Here is a 15,703-nt window from a genome sequence, read left to right as displayed (position 1 = left end):
CGCATGACTGATCAAAGTCCGCCCTTGAAAATTGTGCAAGTTTTGCCGGCGTTAAATTCCGGCGGAGTAGAGCGCGGCACAGTGGAATTGGCCAGGGAGCTGGTGCGTGGTGGCCATCAGTCGGTGGTGATATCCGCCGGCGGACGAATGGTTGACGGGCTCGTTGCCGAGGGCAGTGAGCATATTGAGATGCCGGTGCATCGCAAGTCGCTGATGTCGCTATTTCAAGTTCGGCCAATGCGTCGCCTGCTGACTGAGCTAAAGCCGGATATTGTCCATGTTCGCTCCCGCGCGCCAGCGTGGATTGTCTGGCTTGCTTGGCGGCGGATGAACCCCAGTACCCGGCCGAAATTGGTCAGTACTTTTCACGGCATGTACTCGGTTAACTTTTATAGTGCAGTGATGGCGCGCGCCGAGCATATGATTGCTATTTCCGACTGCGTTAAAAAATACATGCGTAGCAATTACCGTGTGCCAGAAGAAAAAATTACCTTGATACCGCGAGGGCTGGATCCGGCTGCGTTTAATCGCGACGCCTGCACTGCGCAGTGGCGAAAGGAGTTGTATGCGGCTTACCCTGAGTTGCAGGGTAAGCATATTGTTTTGATGCCGGGGCGGCTTAGCCGCTGGAAAGGCCAAGAGGCATTTTTAGATATGATGGCGCGGCTAATGCGCCTGCGGCAGGATTGCCACGGTGTTGTGGTGGGTGATGCTGAACCGGGCAAACAACATTATTTTGAAGAGTTGTTGGCTAAGCGCGACGCCTTGGGCCTGAGCGATAAAGTGACTTTTGTTGGCCATCGCAGCGATATTCCAGCCTTTTACGCATTGGCCTCGGTGACTTGCCATATGTCTAATAAAGAAGAGCCCTTTGGGCGAACCGTGCCGGAGTCATTGGCTACGGGCACGCCGGTGGTGGCCTTTGATCGCGGTGGCGCAAGTGAGTCTTTGAATGCGGGCTTTCCTCAAGGTTTAGTGCCCGCAGATGATGTTGTGGCCTTTGCGGTTCGGGTTGACGATTTAATCGATGCCGATGCAGAAATTAAGCTGCCAGAAAGTTATTATTTGAGCAGTCAATTGGCCAGTACCCTTGGTGTGTATCGGCGTTTAATAGCGCAGCGTTAAGACGAGGTTTGAGAATGAAAGTGCTTCACGTGGATTACGAACGCCTGCGCAGCTATGGCGCCAACCGGATTAGCTGGGCCGAGAAGATGAAATACGGCTTGATCCGCAATAATCACTATGTGCGCAGCTTTTCCGATCGCGATGTCGCGGCGTTTGAGTCGCCTTTAGGAATTCGCGAGCTGGGTAAAAAGGCTGCTAATAGGCGGTTTCTTGAGGTTGTAGAACACAACGATCCCGACCTTATTATTATTGGTCACAGCGATATTATCACAGTAGATAGTCTTAAATTGGTGCGTCAGCGTCGCCCCGAGTGCGTATTGATTCACTGCAATTGCGATCCCTTATTTGTGCCCAATAACAGCAAGCGCATTGCTGCTTTTGCGGGGGTGGTGGACGCGGTATTTGTCACTACTGGCCTGCGTGATTTGCGACGTTACGCTGGCTTGGGTGCACGGCTTTACTATATTCCCAATCCGGTAGAGCCCACGGTAGAGGTTTTAGATAACTCGGTTAAAACTGATTTGCCAATCGACCTGTTGTTTTGCAGTAATGCCACTAAATTCACTAAGCGCCTGGAAATGGTTAAAGCCATTAAAGACGCTGTCGACGGTGAAATGAATTTTAAAACTTACGGGAGTTTCGGAGAGGCTCCAGTGTGGGGTCGGGATTACGACCTGGCCTTGTCGAAAACAAAAATGGCGCTTAATTTAAATCGTCAGGAAGGCGATCACTGGTACACATCTGACCGAATGTCCCAGCTTGGTGGCAACGGAGTGCTGCAGTTCGCCCACAGCAGCGGCAATTTTTCGGAATACGTGCCGCCGGAAACCTTGGTGTATTTTGATGACCAAGAGGATCTAATTGCTAAGGTTCGCGAATTTCATCACGACGATGCTAAGCGCCAAGACTGGGCTGCGCGGGCGCGAGCCTTTTTTCAGCAGGAATTAAATTCGACCTTGTACTCACGCTATATTGTTGAGGCGACGATGGTTCAGCCCTTTAGCCATGACTATGTTTGGGCGCGGAACATCAACCCCGACGGCAGCGACAAAGCATGATTGCCCTCAAGGCGTTAAAGCCGTTTGCGGCGGGTGGTAATCGCTGGTGCTATGTTGACCCAAGTGATTCCGCGCGGTGTATTAAAGTGCGGCGCCCCGATTTTAGTATCGCGGAGCGGCGCCGTAGCAAGGGCTTCCCGAAAAACTTAAAGCCCTTGTCGAGCTTCGACGACAATCTAGATGAATTCAATGTTATGGCGAGTCTCGAGCGCCACTATGATGACAATATTTTTGCGCATATAAGCTGTTGCTTTGGTTTTGTCGACACCGATATGGGTAGGGGGCTGTGCTCCGAATTGATTCGTGACAGCGACGGTGACGTCTCGCTGTCGTTAAAGCAATATCTTTGGGAAAATGGCTACGACGAGGATTGTCGCTCAGCAGTGAATGCCCTGTGTGAACATTGGTTGGCATACCGCGTGCCTTCGCGGGATTTGATTTTGCACAATGTTGTAGTGCAGCGTGAAGTGAGCGTGCCCGATGCGCCCAAAATACAGCGTTTAGTGGTGATTGATGGTGTTGGTAGTGCCGGCGTGATTCCGGGCCATTTAATGCCGGGATTTATGCAGCAAAAGAAAGCGCAGCGTAAAGTGGCTAATATCCACCAGCGTATTGAAGATCTGCTCAGCGACAAAGCTCAGGGCAAGGGCCCTGGAATGCATGGTTTTTTATTTCATAGCGGGCAAAAGTAATTGGCTTCGACAGGCTTAGTTGGCGACCCCCTGTTCGGCGATATATTCCAGTAGTTTTTTTGCGATCTGGGGCCACTGTAATTCAGTCTGCGCACGGTGCTGCGCATTTTGGCCTGTGGTCTTCAATGTATTCTTGTCGCTGAGCATTTTTTTAAGGCTCAGATAGATGTCGTCCTCGTTGTCACCATCACACAATAATCCGGTATGGCCGTCGATAACGGCGTCGCCAGCACCCCCAGCGCGTCCGGCCAGGCTCGGCAAACCGAGCATGGCGGCTTCTATATAAACAATTCCAAAGCCTTCAACTGAATCGCCAACCGCGCGGCAGGGCATGGCAAAAACGTCTGCTTTTTGCAGCAGCGCTGATCGCTCGCCGTCACTCACTCTTCCGCAGAATTTAACGTTAGCGCCTAGGCCGAGTTCATTGACGCGGTTAACGAGACTATCTTGCAGGGGGCCGCTACCCGCGATTAGATATAGCGCATTGGGGTACTCCGCAAGCAGCTTGGGCATGATCTCAATGATCTTGTCCTGACCCTTCCGCGCTTCTATGCGGCCCACGGTGATTAAAATAGGGGTGTGTTCGCCAAGCCAGTCTCTGGCTTTTGCCTGCTCACTGTTGTTGGCTTGAATTGGCGGATTTACGCCCGGGTGCAATGTGTGAAGTCGCGTAAAATCGGGCGTGTAGGGCTTTGCTCTTTGGGCGGTAAATTCTGAGTTGGCTAAAATTAAATCTGCCCTCGCCAGGGTTTTGGTGATGCGCCGGTGCTTTTTGGCTTCAAGCTGGGCGGGAAACTCCATGCCATGAGCAATACAAATACAGTGGGTATTGCCTAATTTTTGCGTTTTTATAAGTTCAAGGCTTTTCCAGCTGTCGCAAATTAATATCGATTGGTCTAGCTTTTTGAGCTGTGCTAAAACCTTTAGGGCTTTGCGATAGCGGCGGAGGATTTTGGGGCCGCTGAGTCGTTCAACTGAAAATGGCAGACTATTGTCAAAATGGTCTTGGCCCTCTGCTGTCGGCGCATCACAAATAACGCGCACGGTATGGCCAAGTTGGTGCAGTGCTAGCGCAAGTTCATGCATATAATTCTGAATGCCACCAGCGGCGGGGGGGTAGTTCTGTGTGCTAATGATAATGTCGTGGCTTGGCATCGCGCTGAATCCGGTTTGGGGCTGGTGTATGCTGTCAAGCCATGGTGTTCAGTTTGCTGGGCTTGCTGCGTCCTATTCAATTTTAAATGTTACAATAGCGGCAAAATTGAAGCCGAGACGACGGCCAACTAAGCACTGGGTGAATATAAACGGCCGCTTGAAATCATACAAGGCGTTGCTGCCTCGTCAGTTTTTTACTTAGTTGACAGATTAACCGCTTGCCGAGGGTAGATTGTGCCTAGCTTGGGATCTGATGAAAGGCGATTAAAGAGGGTTTCATGCAAAAAAAATGCATATGCTGGGTGATAAGTCTTAATTCCGAGTCTGAAAATGCTCAAAAGCTGCTTGCCGACTTGCTGCGTCAGGGGCTTGATGCCGAGATTTTTCCAGCGATAGACGGCCGAGTGGGTATGCCTGCGTTAGAAGGTGGCGAGCAAATTCGTGGCAATTTGGCGATGGTGCGTCATGGTAAGCGCTTAACGGCGAGTGAGTTAGGGTGTTATTTGTCGCATTTGCGGGCGATAAAAGCGGCCTATCGCGACGGTTATGAGTATGTCTGTGTCATCGAAGATGATGTTGTTATTGAAAATCGCTTTGGCGACGTGTATCGCTCGGTACTTGATAAGGGCCTGGACATGGTCCGGTTGATGTCGCTGCGAATTCGTAAACGAACCGTGCTTGAATCTCTTGTTGGTGAGCACCGTTTGGTTCGCCCAGAGCGCGGTGGACTGGGAACACAGGCCTATGTGCTGAACCGCGTAGGCATGAGAAAGTTTATTGATTATGCTCAAAACATATACGAGCCCGTTGATAAAGTATTTGATCACTTTTTCCTGTTTGATCTAAAGGTCTTTGCTGTTGAACCGCATGTTGCCTATGAGCTGGTTCACGAAACCAGCGTGGCTAAGTCCTCAAATACGGCAGCCGATAAACCCCTGTTATGGCATCGTGTGGTGTTCCACCCAGTGAAACTGTGGTTCAGCCTACGCCGACATGCCTATCGATTTCGTCATTGGCGAGACTTTCGTAATGCCGCAATGCCGGAGCATGAGGTGGGTAGAACAGAGCGCGCGCGTTAATTATCAAGAGGCGTTTTAAAACACTAAATCGTCTTCTGAGTACGATACTCTTTGGGTTTTTCTAATATGAAATGTTTAGTCACCGGCGGTGCCGGTTTTATCGGCAGCGCCGTAGTTCGCCATATTTTGTCCGACACCGATGCCGCCGTCGTTAATGTGGATGTGCTTACTTATGCGGGTAATCTAGAGTCACTGCCCGGCGCGGAAGATTCTGGCCGTTACGCCTTTGCCCAAGTTGATATTTGCGACGCAGCAGCCATGAGTGCCGTTTTTGCCAAGCACCAACCCGATGTTGTGATGCACCTGGCCGCTGAAAGTCATGTCGACCGCTCCATCGACGGCCCCGGCGCCTTTATTCAAACCAATGTGGTGGGCACTTACACCATGTTGGAAGCGGCCCGCGCCTACTGGCAAGGACTAGAGGGCGACAAAAAGGCCGCGTTCCGTTTTCATCATATCTCCACCGATGAGGTCTATGGTGACCTTCACGGCACCACCGACTTGTTTACGGAAACCACGTCTTACGAGCCCAGCTCGCCCTACTCGGCCAGTAAGGCCAGCTCCGACCATTTGGTAAGAGCCTGGGGGCGCACCTTTGGTCTGCCGATCATCGTGACTAATTGCTCCAATAATTACGGCCCCTACCATTTTCCCGAGAAACTGGTGCCCCATATTATTCTTAACGCCCTGCACGGCAAACCGTTGCCAGTCTATGGCGATGGCAGCCAAATCCGCGACTGGCTGTATGTCGAAGACCACGCCCGCGCCCTGTTTAAAGTGGTTCGCGAAGGTAAGCTTGGCGAGACCTACAATATTGGTGGCCATAACGAAAAGCGCAATATTGAGGTGGTGGAAACCATCTGCGAACTGCTTGAAGAACTCGCTCCCGAGAATGCCAATTCCCGCGCCAGCGGCAAAGGCTTTAAAGACTTAATCACCTTTGTTAAAGACCGGCCCGGTCACGATGCCCGCTACGCGATTGATGCCAGCAAGATTCAGCGCGACTTGGGCTGGACGCCAGAAGAGACCTTTGAATCGGGTATCCGCAAAACCGTGCAATGGTACTTAGACAAGCCCCAGTGGTGGCAGCGAGTATTGTCGGGGGATTATAAGTTGGACCGGATTGGCGAGGCGGGCTAAGCGCTTGAAAACAGCTGGACGCTTGACGGGAGAGGGGAGACGCAGAAGCGAGGGCCGAGCTGAACCCGTTGTTATGTCTGTGTAAGTATGACGCCGACAAAACGCCCTTCGCCGTCATACCTGCGCAGGTAAGTATCCACGTGAGCGCAGCGAATGCCGTTGGGTGGTAAATGCGAGGTGCAAGGCCAAGGTATAGACTCCTGCCTGCGCAGGAGTGACTTAATTTGTTGTCATACCTGCGGAGGCAGGTATCCATTGAGCGCAGTGAGAGCGTTGAGTCTCCAGTGCAGTGCTTCGGCGAAACTAAATTCATATTGGGCCTGATGTTTGTGACATCAGGCCGGTAAAGGACGCACCATGACCAAGAAATACAAAGGCATTATCCTCGCCGGTGGCTCGGGCACACGCTTGCACCCCATTACGATGGGATGCTCCAAGCAGTTACTGCCAATTTACGATAAACCAATGATCTATTACCCACTGTCAGTGCTGATGCTGTCGGGTATCAAAGATATTTTAGTTATCTCTACGCCCACCGATTTACCGGGCTTTCAGCGCCTTTTGGGCGATGGCAGCCAGTTTGGTACGAATATCTCTTATGCCGAGCAGCCCAGTCCCGACGGCTTGGCCCAGGCCTTCACCATAGGCGCTGATTTCATTGGCAATGACAATGTCAGCTTGGTCTTGGGGGACAATATCTTTTACGGTCAGCATTTCTCCGATAATCTGAAAAGCGCCATGGCCCAAGACACCGGCGCCACGGTGTTCGGTTATCACGTCACCGACCCCGAACGCTTTGGGGTGGTCGAGTTTAATGCTGAAGGCAAAGCCATTAGCATTGAAGAAAAGCCCGCCAAGCCGAAGTCGCCCTATGCGGTAACGGGCCTGTATTTTTACGACAACGACGTGGTTGAGATTGCGCGTAATATTAAACCGTCTCACCGCGGCGAATTAGAAATTACCGATGTGAACCTCGCCTACCTCAATCGCGGCGACTTAAATGTGGAAGTGCTGGGCCGCGGCTTTGCCTGGTTGGATACCGGCACCCACGATTCCTTAATCGATGCGGGTCAGTTTGTGCAGACCGTTGAGCATCGCCAAGGTCTCAAAGTCGCCTGCCTAGAAGAAATTGCCTACCGACAGGGCTGGATCAATACCGAGGAATTGTTGCGGCAAGGTGAGGCCCTTAAAAAGACCGGCTATGGCGAGTATTTGTTGCGCGTTGCAGCGGGGTATAAATGAACGTCATTCCAACCCAACTCAAAGATTGCGTGATTATCGAGCCCAAAGTGTTTGGTGATCATCGGGGCTTTTTCTTAGAGACCTTTCAGGCAGATCGCTACCGCGACATGGCGGGTATCAGCCAGCCCTTTGTGCAAGACAATCACTCTCGTTCGGCCAAAGGCGTCTTGCGTGGCCTACACTTTCAAAAGACCAAGCCGCAGGGTAAATTGGTGCGGGTGGTCAGCGGTGAAGTGTATGACGTGGCGGTGGATATTCGCCCCGACTCACCGAGCTTCGGCCAGTGGGAAGGCGTAATCCTCTCGGAAGAAAACAAGCGCCAGTTCTGGGTGCCGCCGGGTTTTGCCCACGGGTTTGTGGTGCTCAGCGATACCGCTGACTTTGAATACAAATGCACCGACTACTATGACCCCAGTGACGAAGGCAGCCTGATTTGGAATGACCCGGCGATGGCGATTACCTGGCCGCTAGAAAATCCTACGCTGTCGGATAAAGACAGCAAGGCCCCCACCTTTGCCGAGCTGTTTCAGCAATGAGTGCGCAGGCCGCAATGCACCTGCTGGTGACTGGCGCCAATGGCCAGCTAGGCCAATGCTTGGCGGACCAGCTCAAGGCGCAGAACATTGCCCACACCCTGCTGAGTCGTCAAGACGCCGATATTAACGACACCGTGGTGCTGGAAAAGATCATCGCGGATAAGGGCGTTACCGCCATTATCAATGCCGCCGCGTACACGGCGGTAGATAAAGCTGAATTCGAGCCAGAATTAGCCATACGTGTGAATGTTGATGGCCCCACTGTACTGGCTAAACTCAGCGCGCGTTTTGATATCCCCTTATTACATGTTTCTACTGACTACGTTTTTGACGGTAATAAGCAAACACCGTACATCGAAACGGATGAAACTGGCCCCACTGGGGTCTACGGCCAAACCAAACTCGACGGCGAGTTGGCCATACAGCGCCATGCGACAAAATACATTATTATGCGCACCGCGTGGGTGTTTAGTGAATATGGCAATAACTTCTTGAAGACTATGCTGCGGCTGGCAAAGGAGCGGGACACGCTCGGCGTGGTCGCCGACCAAATCGGTTGCCCGACCTTTGCTGGGGATATCGCGCAGGCATTAATCAGTGTTGCTCAGCAATTGCACGAGAGTGAAGAGCAACGTCTGCCAGAAGCGCGCTACGGTATTTATCACTATGCCGGCGACGAGGCGGTGAGCTGGCACGGCTTTGCCATGGCGATATTTGAGGAAGCTCATCAGCAGGGTGCGTTAGCAAACATACCGGTGGTGAATGCCATTGCAACGCAAGATTACCCAACGCCAGCGAAGCGGCCTGCGCACTCGGTGTTGAGTGCCGCTAAGATCGGTGTGGACTATGCTGTGAGGGCGAGTGAATGGCGAATTTCTGTGGGCGAAATTGTGCGGGATATTGCAGGGTAATTTGGTTTTAAAACTGAGTAGATAAGGAATAGGGTAAAAGATGCAGGATCTCGCGAAAGAATTGACACTGGTAACCGTGACCTATAATAGCGCCAGTGTTTTGGCCGCGCATATTGATTCGCTGCGTGATTCGGCCGATTCCCCTCTGCCGCGGTGGCTTATTGTTGATAACGCTAGCACTGACGAAACCGACACTTTGCTAAGGGGCTATGCCCGAGATGTAGAACTAATTAAGAACCCGAAAAACATTGGCTTTGGTGGCGCATGTAATATTGGGATTGCAGCTAGTCAAACCCGCTACGTCTTAATATTAAACCCAGATACCGCGTTGTCAGAGTCAGCGGTACAGCAGCTGTTGGCGGAACTGAAATCCCAAGACGCAGCGATTGCCGGTCCAGCATTGGAGGCGGTTGCGGATAATAATGTGGAGGCGGTGGACTGGTTGGTTGGTGCAGTACTTCTTTTTGATAAAGAAAAAATGGACCCTATTGGCTATTTTGATGAGCGTTTCTTCTTGTACGAAGAAGATGTCGATATTTGCAAGTGCGCTAATAATGCAGGGTTGAAAGTTGTACATTGCCGCAATGTTAGTATTCCTCATGTCGGAGCGGGATCCACAGAGCGCACAACCACCGTGAATGAGTTTATTCACTTCCATAAAGGTCGGTCATTTGTGTTGTATGCGAGAAAGCATAACTTGCCTTCAAGTGTGGTTGAAAAATATATTGGCGATAACCGTCGTCGAAAATTTATTGCGCTACTGACCTTTGGGCGAAGTCGCTATTTGCGTGCTCGCGCCAAACTTAAAGGTGTGGCATCAGTGTTGTTGGAAAAGAACCGCAGTAAATAAAAAATTGTATAGAAGGTGTGGGTGATTAGAAAATCTGGCTTTTGTAGTCGTAGTCGTTTAAGTGCCTTTTAAGGTAGTGGGTCTGCGCGCGAGCTTGCCCTAATTTGGTCGGGAGAAGGTGTAATGAAAGTCCTATTTACTTTAGGAGTTTATCAGGAAGATCGGCCAGAACGATGGGCAGCTAAGCACAGTGTTTTTTTTGCGTTGGCGAATTCGCTTACTAATCTTGGTCATGAGATTTTATTTTACTGTAATAAGAATTCAGTCAAATCAAGATTTGTTACTTCTAAATATAAATACTACTTCGAAGGCGAAGACATTTTTTCGGAAGTTCTGGTGGAGAACAGCATTCAGTGTGTTGTTGTTTGGGGTGGGCGTACCGATGCTGACGACAAACTAAGACGAAGTTGTCCTGAAAATATAAAATTAATATATGCAGAGGCTGGCTGGTTTCCTCAGGCTGGTACCTGTTATTTTAGTGAATTCGGTACTAATGCTAATGCCCAGTTTTTAAAAGAAGGGCTTCAAAATCACCATTTTAACGCAGCAAGTTTTGCGCGAGCTAGAAGAAAAGTGCTGGGAGCGTCTATTGGCTATTTTCGATGCTTGAAGTTGCCAAGTTTTTATGATGTGAAAAAATTTGATTCGACAAAGCCTATATTTTTACCTTTGCAAGATGAAGGCGATACCAATATTGTGCTTTCCTCACCAGTGAAGAGCATGGCACTTTTTATATCTAAATTTGCGGAGCAATACCCGCAAGTGAGTTTTATTGCACGTCCGCATCCGCGGGCAAGCTATTCGAGTTTGCCAGCTCATGATAATGTAACGTATCAGAGTTCAGACGTTGATCCGTACACTAATTTTGATCATTACGGGGGGGTAATTGGGATTAACTCAACAATGCTTCTGCAGTACGCGTTACTTGGTTTGCCCGTGGCCGGTGTGGGTAAGGGAGTTGCTACAGGGAGTGGGGCATACTTCGACCTTGAATACGACCAATTGCCTAGCCAACTTGATGATATTGTGTACGACGTTCATTCGTCGGCAAAATTTTTCGATTATATGCTGAGAAATAAGCAGTTAGCGGTTAGAAAGCTAATGAATACTCGCTATGTCAGTAAATCATATTTAATGGGTATGTTTGAATAATAATGGGTGTCTAATGAGATTTGATTTTTGGTTTCGGCGCTATTTGCTTGGGTCTCGTTTGAAAAAAAAGAGTACCCCTATTATTGGGCTTAGTAGTAGCGCGCGTATACAAGAGAAAACTCGAATATTTATCGGTAAGGGTGCTGGTTTTTTTGAGCTAGGCGCTCGCTCTGAATTACGGCGTTTGGTTGATATTCAGGTTGGCGGCGGATTTTCCCTCGGCGAAAACTCTGTGGTTGGGGTTGGGTCCTTCATTGAGGCTTTTGGAACGGTTCGCATTGGCGATCGAGTGCTAATGGGCCCTCATGTTAAAATATTTTCCAGTACTCACGAGTACGGTGTGCCCGGTGCTTTGCACAGACCGTTGGTCAAAGGGGATATTAGTATTGGGAACGATGTGTGGGTCGGAGCGGGCGCAGTCATAGCAACAAACGTGACGATAGGAGAGAATTCAGTGATTGGTGCTAATGCATTCGTTAATTCAGATGTGCCAAGTAATTGTGTAGTGGCAGGCTCTCCGGCTAAGGTTGTAAAAAGGCTCTAGTTGTTTGCTATGAGTGTATAATGCTCCTTCTAATTTAAGTATGGTGCTTTGCGCTGAATTATAAATAGTGGCCGGTGTTTGTACTTAGGCAATAGTGGGGCAGCCTTGATGTCATGTGCATATTGTGCGTCATAGCTCCGAATCTGCAAACGGGGTGTCACGTTTGGACTTGAGTCGCCACATACCAAATGACTAAGCCCGTCATGAGATCTCTTTTTTCGATTTAATTTAGGCCTGGTGGTATACAGAGGCAGTAGTGTTTTATGGCTATTTGGATTCGGAAGTTTAAATGAATGTGACGCGAATATTGCGAGTGAAATTTTTGGCGCGTGCAAAAATGTGTGCGTTGGGGTCCACCGTAGATCGTTGTGGGCTACAAGCGTGTTAAGCGCCCCCCCTAAGATATCTGTAGCGATGTGCACGTTTAATGGCGAGCGCTTTGTGGCGGAGCAATTGGATTCCATTTTAAACCAGACGTATAAGAATATTGAGCTGGTGATTGTCGATGACTTATCAACTGACGGTACATTATTGTTACTTGATGATTATGCTGCGCGCGACGAGCGGATCCGTGTGATCCGTAATAGCGAGAATATTGGTTTTGTGCGGAACTTTGAAAAGGCAATGGGGGAATGCAATGGCGAGTTTATTGCCTTGGCGGATCAAGACGATATCTGGTTCCCCGAAAAAATTGAAACTTTATATAATGAAATTGGCGAGAACTGGCTGATTTATTCCGAGGTAAGTCCGGTCGATTTTGAAGGAAATCTTTTGGATATAAACTTTCCAAAGGTTAATCGCTTGGAAGGTCGTTGTCCCTTGGCATTAATGCTAAATAATTGCGTTACCGGTCATGCAAGTTTAATAAAACAAGAGTTGCTGAGCTTGGCGATGCCTGCAATGAGTGGAATGCCCTTTCATGACCAATGGCTGGCGATAGTTGCTGCATCAAGAGGTAAGCTCAAGGCCAGTAATAAGGTTTTGTCTTTCTATCGGCAGCATGAAAATAATGCAGTCTGGAAAACGAAGGCCAAGCGAACTGAGGCTAAATATCTAAAAACCTTGCGAGATGTGGAGCGGGTCTGCGAGTTTATCCGCACCGTGCTGGCGGCAGACATCCTTGTCGGGCGAGAGCGGGAATTGCTCGAAGAGTTTTACGCCTGTTATTCGCGTTACGATAGAGTTTTTTATAATTTTAAACTGCGCTGTTTTCTTAAAAAACATGGGGATACTTTTCTGGCCTTGTTTCTGCAGAAAGACAAATACCGTCGTAGGATTTGTCGCGGCAAGTGGTACTTTATATTTTTGGCATTTTGGTAGTAAGGTTTGATAAAGGTATTTAATAATATTTATTTGTAATCTGAAATATTCAATATTCTAGGGCGAGTAAGAGCTCTATTATTTGCATTATTCCCGTGTCACAGTAGCGATATGAGTCTATTTTTTGCGGTGGTGTGGTCATATTTTTTTAAGGTCTGATTCTCTGCTTTGTTTAGAGGTGGTGGGAATGACTTGATTTGTATTCCTATGCTGTTGCTGCATTCTGGTGTCAGCTCGGTTCGTCAATGTATTGGTTAGGGAGTTTCGGCAACCACATGAAGTGTATTATTTGCGACTCAAATGTCAGCTACTTTTTTTCTAAGCGGTATACGGATCCGTATATAGCTAGGCTAATGGCTGATGTTGGTGATGTGCATTATTGGCGGTGTGGTGATTGCGGTTTTGTTATTTCTCGAACTCATGTCGAAATGTCAGGTGAGGTTTGGGGTGAGCTAAATTACCAGTTCCATCACTTTCATGAGAAGTCAGGTTTTGAATCCGAGATTAATCAGCCTCCTTATCTCGAGCAAGCAGCGATGTTAGCTGTGTTGGTTGAAAATGACATAGTTGATGCTGGAAGTGTGTTGGATTATGCCGCTGGGTATGGCAGTTTAAGTTTTTTATTAGATAAGTATTTTGGCTTGAAGTTGCCGAAATATGATCCTTATGTAAATCAAGGCGGTCACCTTCCTTATTTGCAGCAAGAAGAGTTAGGGACGTATAAAACAGTGATTAACTCGGTCATGTTTGAACATGTGCGAAGTCGAGATGATTTGGATCGGGTCCATGAACTAGTTGCTAGCGACGGGTGCATGGTTATTCACACGCTTGTGTGTGAGAGTGTCCCAAATGACCCCGATTGGTTTTATCTGCGGCCTCCAGTTCATACGGCATTCCATACTAATAAAAGTATGGAAATATTGATGGCTCAGTGGGGGTTTAAATCTTCTATATACTGCCCTCAGAGTAAATGCTGGGTTTTACTTAGGGGTGATGTGAGTGATGTTGAGCTGCGTGTCGCAGATATAAATCAAGAACTACAGCACCAGTGGCTATTTTGTAAAAATGGCTTCGTTGATTTTTGGAAGGGTTTTTAAGTTTCCGAATTTTGGTTGAGAAAAAATTATGTTGTTGAGCGTAGCACTTTATTGTTCGCTATCGCCTAACTGTAACAATCAAAATTAAGTAAAGTGTTGATGTAGGTTAACTAAATGACCGATAAGCCAATTTTTGTTACACAACCATTTTTGCCGCCATTAGATGAGTACGTCCCGTATTTGGAAGAAATATGGGATAGTAAAATACTCACAAATGGCGGGCAAATGCATCAGCGCTTTGAACGCGCCTTGTGTGAGTATTTGGGCGTAGAGCATATATCTTTATTTAATAATGGCACGATAGCGCTACTTGCGGCGTTGCAAGAATTGCGTGTGACCGGGGAGGTCATTACCACGCCCTACTCATTTGTGGCGACCAGTCACTCGCTGCTGTGGAAGGGCGCAAAGCCGGTATTTGTTGATATCGACCCCGTTAGCTTGAATCTTGATCCTCAAAAAATAGAAGCGGCCATAACGCCACAAACAACAGCTATCATGCCGGTGCATTGCTATGGGAATCCATGTGATACGAGGGCCATTAAGGCAATAGCAGATTTATATAATTTAAAAGTTATATATGACGCCGCACACGCTTTTGGTGTTGAGGATCACGCGGGCAGTATCTTGAATCATGGTGACCTCAGTGTGCTCAGTTTTCATGCCACAAAGGTATTTACTACTTTTGAGGGTGGTGCCGTTATTTGCCCAGATGCCAAATCTAAGCAGCGCCTAGACTACATAAAGAATTTCGGTTTTCAGAATGAGGTCTCCGTGGTTGCCCCCGGAATCAACGGTAAGTTGAGTGAGGTGAACGCCGCTATGGGTTTGCTGCAATTAAAATATTTTGATCAGATTGTTACGCGTCGAAAAGATATTGATGCCTATTATCGGCGGTGCCTGGCGGGTGTCAGTGGTATTGTCATACCTGACAGGGAGCGCCAAGTAGTGGATAATTACGCGTATTTTCCCATTTTGGTTGAAAGTGATTTCGGCATCTCTAGAGATGAGCTTTACGAATTGATGCTAAGCGATAATATTTATACTCGCCGCTATTTTTATCCGCTTATTAGCGAGTTTCCGATGTACCGAAGCTTGCCGTCGGCCTCCACAAATAACCTGCCGGTGGCAAGTGCGGTGTCCAGAAAAATTTTGTGTCTGCCAATTTACCCGGCGCTGGAGAACACTGATGTTCTGCGTGTTGTCGATGTAATAAGGAACGTTTGAAATGGGAATTTTGTCGAAAGAGCAGATAAACGAAATGGGCTTTGCGCGTGTTGGCGAAAACGTCGCCTTGTCTGATAAAGCCTCTTATTATAATTGCGGAAAAATCTCAATTGGCAATAACGTCAGAATCGATGATTTCTGCGTTCTATCTGCAGGTGACGGGGGGATTGAAATCGGTAATTATTGTCACTTCGCCGTTTTTACCTCAATGATGGGTGCGGGGAAGATATCCTTTGGTGACTTTGGTGGTACATCGTCGAGAGTGAGTATTTATAGTAGTAATGATGACTACAGTGGTGCGTATTTAGCTGGGCCTCAGGTCCCTCCTGAATATACGAATGTGTATCATGCCGATGTCGTCATTGGTCGTCATGTTATTTTTGGTGCGGGTTCAGTGGTATTGCCAGGGGTGGTTGTCGAAGATGGTGCCGTTGCGGGTGCGCTTAGTTTGGTGACGAAAAACATGAGTGCGTTTTGCTCGTACTTTGGGGTGCCAGCGCGAAAGATTGGTACGCGATCACGGCAGTGTCTAGAAAAGGAGCAAGCATTGATGGCGTCTTTGCAGATATGAGTGACAG

General features: G+C 48.4%; 16 protein-coding genes. 15 read left to right on the top strand and 1 reads right to left on the bottom strand.

What is annotated here, in order from left to right; translation table 11 throughout:
- Positions 1 to 3: 3 nt before the first annotated feature.
- From HNQ57_RS15075 to HNQ57_RS15065, 3 genes are read left to right on the top strand one after another with little or no spacing between them, the layout of a single operon-like run.
- The gene (locus tag HNQ57_RS15075) at positions 4 to 1,125 is read left to right on the top strand and encodes a glycosyltransferase family 4 protein (protein ID WP_184464396.1); all 1,122 of its coding nucleotides are present in this window, start codon (positions 4 to 6) and stop codon (positions 1,123 to 1,125) included.
- A gap of 14 nt (positions 1,126 to 1,139) precedes the next feature.
- Positions 1,140 to 2,183 (top strand): glycosyltransferase family protein, encoded by a 1,044-nt coding sequence (locus HNQ57_RS15070; RefSeq protein ID WP_184464394.1) that lies wholly within the window; start codon positions 1,140 to 1,142, stop codon positions 2,181 to 2,183.
- On the top strand, positions 2,180 to 2,875 hold the full coding sequence (locus tag HNQ57_RS15065) for a YrbL family protein (RefSeq protein WP_184464392.1): 696 nt from the start codon (positions 2,180 to 2,182) through the stop codon (positions 2,873 to 2,875). The genes HNQ57_RS15070 and HNQ57_RS15065 overlap by 4 nt, the downstream gene beginning before the upstream one ends.
- A 15-nt stretch (positions 2,876 to 2,890) precedes the next feature.
- Here HNQ57_RS15065 and HNQ57_RS15060 read toward each other — a convergent pair whose 3' ends face one another.
- A complete protein-coding gene (locus tag HNQ57_RS15060) occupies positions 2,891 to 4,030 on the bottom strand; it encodes a glycosyltransferase family 4 protein (RefSeq protein ID WP_184464390.1) in 1,140 nt (379 codons plus the stop codon).
- A gap of 278 nt (positions 4,031 to 4,308) precedes the next feature.
- Here HNQ57_RS15060 and HNQ57_RS15055 point away from each other — a divergent pair, with 278 nt between their 5' ends.
- From HNQ57_RS15055 to HNQ57_RS15000, 12 genes are all read left to right on the top strand, one after another.
- A complete protein-coding gene (locus HNQ57_RS15055; protein WP_184464388.1) occupies positions 4,309 to 5,109 on the top strand; it encodes a glycosyltransferase family 25 protein in 801 nt (266 codons plus the stop codon).
- Between the two features lie 66 nt (positions 5,110 to 5,175).
- The gene (gene rfbB / locus HNQ57_RS15050; protein ID WP_184464386.1) at positions 5,176 to 6,249 is read left to right on the top strand and encodes a dTDP-glucose 4,6-dehydratase; all 1,074 of its coding nucleotides are present in this window, start codon (positions 5,176 to 5,178) and stop codon (positions 6,247 to 6,249) included.
- A gap of 357 nt (positions 6,250 to 6,606) precedes the next feature.
- Entirely contained in the window at positions 6,607 to 7,491 is an 885-nt protein-coding gene (gene rfbA, locus HNQ57_RS15045) for a glucose-1-phosphate thymidylyltransferase RfbA (RefSeq protein ID WP_184464384.1), read from the top strand.
- The gene (gene rfbC, locus HNQ57_RS15040; protein WP_184464382.1) at positions 7,488 to 8,027 is read left to right on the top strand and encodes a dTDP-4-dehydrorhamnose 3,5-epimerase; all 540 of its coding nucleotides are present in this window, start codon (positions 7,488 to 7,490) and stop codon (positions 8,025 to 8,027) included. The genes rfbA and rfbC overlap by 4 nt, the downstream gene beginning before the upstream one ends.
- Positions 8,024 to 8,938, top strand: coding sequence for a dTDP-4-dehydrorhamnose reductase (rfbD, locus tag HNQ57_RS15035; RefSeq protein ID WP_184464380.1), 915 nt, complete (start codon positions 8,024 to 8,026; stop codon positions 8,936 to 8,938). The genes rfbC and rfbD overlap by 4 nt, the downstream gene beginning before the upstream one ends.
- Before the next feature lie 40 nt (positions 8,939 to 8,978).
- Positions 8,979 to 9,788, top strand: a complete 810-nt coding sequence (locus tag HNQ57_RS15030; RefSeq protein ID WP_184464378.1) for a glycosyltransferase family 2 protein — start codon at positions 8,979 to 8,981, stop codon at positions 9,786 to 9,788.
- A gap of 123 nt (positions 9,789 to 9,911) precedes the next feature.
- Complete coding sequence (locus HNQ57_RS15025; protein WP_184464376.1) at positions 9,912 to 10,940, top strand: hypothetical protein; 1,029 nt, start codon at positions 9,912 to 9,914, stop codon at positions 10,938 to 10,940.
- Positions 10,941 to 10,953: 13 nt separating this feature from the next.
- Positions 10,954 to 11,484: an acyltransferase gene (locus HNQ57_RS15020; protein ID WP_184464373.1), complete on the top strand. Its 531-nt coding sequence runs from the start codon at positions 10,954 to 10,956 to the stop codon at positions 11,482 to 11,484.
- A 237-nt stretch (positions 11,485 to 11,721) separates the two neighbouring features.
- On the top strand, positions 11,722 to 12,804 hold the full coding sequence (locus HNQ57_RS15015; protein ID WP_338114513.1) for a glycosyltransferase family 2 protein: 1,083 nt from the start codon (positions 11,722 to 11,724) through the stop codon (positions 12,802 to 12,804).
- 353 nt (positions 12,805 to 13,157) lie between these two features.
- On the top strand, positions 13,158 to 13,901 hold the full coding sequence (locus HNQ57_RS15010; RefSeq protein WP_221301747.1) for a class I SAM-dependent methyltransferase: 744 nt from the start codon (positions 13,158 to 13,160) through the stop codon (positions 13,899 to 13,901).
- 114 nt (positions 13,902 to 14,015) lie between these two features.
- On the top strand, positions 14,016 to 15,125 hold the full coding sequence (locus tag HNQ57_RS15005; RefSeq protein WP_184464367.1) for a DegT/DnrJ/EryC1/StrS family aminotransferase: 1,110 nt from the start codon (positions 14,016 to 14,018) through the stop codon (positions 15,123 to 15,125).
- A gap of 1 nt (position 15,126) precedes the next feature.
- Complete coding sequence (locus tag HNQ57_RS15000) at positions 15,127 to 15,696, top strand: acyltransferase (RefSeq protein ID WP_184464365.1); 570 nt, start codon at positions 15,127 to 15,129, stop codon at positions 15,694 to 15,696.
- The last annotated feature ends 7 nt before the right edge of the window (positions 15,697 to 15,703 follow it).

Origin of the sequence: Zhongshania antarctica, assembly GCF_014202945.1 — a bacterium.
GTDB lineage: Bacteria > Pseudomonadota > Gammaproteobacteria > Pseudomonadales > Spongiibacteraceae > Spongiibacter > Spongiibacter antarcticus.
Note: the sequence above shows the minus strand (reverse complement) of the source record. Positions and strands in the feature narration are given on the sequence as shown.